Source organism: Bacillus timonensis (genome assembly GCF_004799755.1).
Classification (GTDB): Bacteria; Bacillota; Bacilli; order Bacillales; family Bacillaceae_L; genus Ferdinandcohnia; species Ferdinandcohnia timonensis_A.
Genome location: NZ_SLUB01000113.1, coordinates 1 through 3,413 on the forward strand (window position 1 = coordinate 1; position 3,413 = coordinate 3,413).

2 protein-coding genes are annotated in these 3,413 nt (G+C 38.5%); both read left to right on the plus strand.

From position 1 onward, the window contains the following. Positions 1-354: 354 nt before the first annotated feature. Positions 355-1,494 (plus strand): acyl-CoA dehydrogenase family protein, encoded by a 1,140-nt coding sequence (locus tag E1I69_RS23900; RefSeq protein ID WP_136382000.1) that lies wholly within the window; start codon positions 355-357, stop codon positions 1,492-1,494. Positions 1,495-1,527: 33 nt separating this feature from the next. Then, entirely contained in the window at positions 1,528-3,147 is a 1,620-nt protein-coding gene (locus E1I69_RS23905; RefSeq protein WP_136382001.1) for a long-chain fatty acid--CoA ligase, read from the plus strand. Positions 3,148-3,413 lie beyond the last annotated feature (266 nt).

Consider the following 3,413-nt stretch of genomic DNA (forward strand, 5'->3'; position numbering starts at 1 on the left):
AGAGAGAGCTAACAATGGGTTGTACACCAAATTCATTCCAACAGTTTTTTATACGGGGTAAAACCACCATTAAAGACCACGTAATATACTCATTGTTTGCGGTATCTACATTATGGGGAAAAGAATCAATTTTCATGCCTGGGTTGAGAGCGAAAGATCATGATAGTTTTTTATGAAAAAGAGGATTTTTCACTTTAATGAGGAATTAATCATGTATTGGACCTCATAAAGATTAACAAACTCCTTTTTATAAAATGTAAACGCTTACCTGTTTTCACTACCTTATTAGTCTTCGATTACTGTCAATATTTTACCCACTTTCTTGAGTAAACCCTTAAATTAGGAGGGATAGCGATGACTGCACGTTATTTGCAAGAAGAGCATCACATTTTTCGAAACGCTTTTCGGAAGTTCCTTGAAAAAGAAGCCTACCCCTTTTATGAAGAGTGGGAAAAGGACAGGATGATTCCAAGATACTTTTGGACAAAAATGGGAGAGAATGGCTTCCTATGCCCATGGGTCGATGAAAGGTATGGAGGTTTTAACACTGATTTTGCCTATTCAGTTGTTATAAATGAAGAGCTTGAACGAGTAGGTGCAAGTATGATTGGGATTGGTCTTCATAGTGACATTGTGGTTCCTTATTTACATGAATATGGAACAGAAGATCAAAAACAAAAATGGCTGCCCAAATGCATTTCAGGTGAAATCATAACCGCAATTGCCATGACAGAGCCGGGTGCTGGGTCTGATCTAGCTGGGATTAAAACAACTGCTATAAAGAAAGGTGACCATTATATTGTCAATGGTCAGAAAACATTTATCACCAACGGCATACACGCTGATTTGATCGTTGTGGTGTGTAAAACAGATCCAAAAGCAAAACATAAAGGAATTAGTTTGGTAGTAGTCGAAAGAGATACTCCTGGATTTTCAAGAGGGAGAAAGCTGGATAAGGTTGGGCTTCATGCCCAAGATACGGCAGAACTTATTTTTGAAGATGTAAAAATTCCTGTTGAGAACCTCATTGGAATAGAAGGAAAGGGTTTTTATTATTTGATGGAAAAGCTTCAGCAGGAACGGCTGATTGTGGCAATATCAGCCCAAATCGCAGCGGAGACCATGCTAAAGCTAACTTTGAAATATGTAAAAGATCGTGAGGCGTTCGGAAAATCGATTAGTAAATTTCAGCATATTCAATTTAGACTTGCCGAAATGGCGACTGAAATTGAGATTGGCAGAACTTTTTTAGATGATTTAATTGAGCAACATATTGCTGGAAAGGATGTGGTGACAAAGGTTTCTATGGCAAAGTGGTGGTTAACGGATATGGCAAAAAAGGTTGCAGCTGAATGTATGCATCTTCACGGTGGCTATGGATATATGGAAGAGTACGAGATTGCTAGAAGGTATCGGGACACGCCGGTATCGGCTATATATGCGGGTACAAATGAAATTATGAAAACCATCATTGCGAAAAATATGGGGCTATAATTTCAAAAATATATTAAAGTGGGGGAATGTATGATGATGAATATACCATTGCTAGTTTCTTCAATGCTCGAGCGCGCAGAAAGATATTTTCCAAAGAAAACTGTTATATCGAGAACTTCATCTGGAATTGTAACCCATACGTATAAGGAAGTAGGCGAGCGCACTAGAAGATTATCAAGCGCCCTAGAAAAAATAGGTGTGAAGAAAGGAGAGCGTGTAGGAACACTGGCTTGGAATCATCATCGACATCTTGAGGCTTATTTTGCTATACCTGGTATTGGCGCAGTCTTGCATACGATTAATATACGTCTTTCACCTGCACATATTGTCTATATTATCAATCATGCTGAAGATAAGGTTTTACTTTTTGACGAAGACCTGCTGCCCTTATTAGAAAAAGTAAAGGACCAATTAAAATCGGTTGAAGCCTATGTCCTTATGACAGATAAAGAGGAACTTCCAGAATCGAGCCTAGAGCCCCTTTTTCATTATGAAAAACTTATTAGTGAAGGAGACCCATCATTCGAGTTTAAGAAAGATTTAGGTGAAAATGATCCAGTTGGAATGTGTTATACATCTGCAACGACTGGAAATCCAAAAGGGGTTGTTTATTCTCACCGTGGAGTCGTATTGCATAGTATGGCACTCGGTCTTGCAGATAACGCAGGGTTATCCGAAAGTGATATCGCGATGCCAGTTGTTCCGATGTTCCATGTGAATGCATGGGGCTTGCCATTTGCTTCGGTGTGGTTTGGTACAACACTTGTGATGCCAGGTCCATATTTCACCCCAAAAATCTTAGCTGAATTAATCGATTCTGAGAAGGTAACAATGACAGCTGGAGTTCCAACCATCTGGCTTGGACTTCTTAATGAATTAGAGCATGGAAATTACGACACAAGCAGTTTGACCCGCATCCTATGTGGCGGTTCGGCCGCACCTAAAGGGCTTATAAGAGCATTTGAATCAAAATATAAAATCCCGTTTATCCATGCATATGGGATGACAGAAACGACACCTCTTGTGGTTTTATCCCGTCTAAAAAGCTACCAAAATGATTTGCCCGAAGAAGAGAAATTAGAGATTCGCTCAAAACAAGGTTCTCTCGTCCCGTTAGTGGAAATGAAAATTGTTGGAGCAAACGGGGAGGTAGCCAATGACGGAAAAGAAATGGGAGAGCTATTGTTAAGAGGAAATTGGATTGCTGATGAATATTACAAGGATGAGCGAACCAATGAAGCATTTCGTGATGGCTGGCTCTATACGGGGGATGTTGTCACAATCGATGAAGAAGGCGTTGTGAAGATTGTTGACAGAACAAAAGATTTAATCAAGAGCGGTGGGGAATGGATCTCTTCTGTCGATATCGAAAATGCACTTATGGCACATGATGCTGTATTTGAAGCGGCAGTTATCGCAGTTCAGCATGAAAGATGGCAAGAACGCCCGGTAGCATGTGTTGTGTTAAAGGATGCTGCAAAAGAGCACACAACGAAGGAAGAACTATACGAGTTTCTAAAGCCCCAATTTGCAAAATGGTGGTTACCAGATGATATTATCTTTATGGATGAAATCCCGAAAACATCAGTAGGAAAATTTTTAAAAAGAGCTCTTAGGGACCAACTGAAAGAGCATTTATCACAAGTGAAATAATACCAATTGGCCATCCAATGTTTTTTGGATGGCTGTGATATTTAATACTTCATAATAATTATAAAAGATTACTCCTTACACACATTTAAAATTATAACAAACAATTAACTCAGTAGAATCTTTGAATTTTCCATAAGCCTATATAATTTTGGAATTTGTTATAGCTGTTGATACTTTTAGTCCAAAATTGTCTGTTTTATTTTAACTTCTAATAAATATCTAAATATTTATAACTAAATAAGGAGGATTAGATGATAGCATTATAC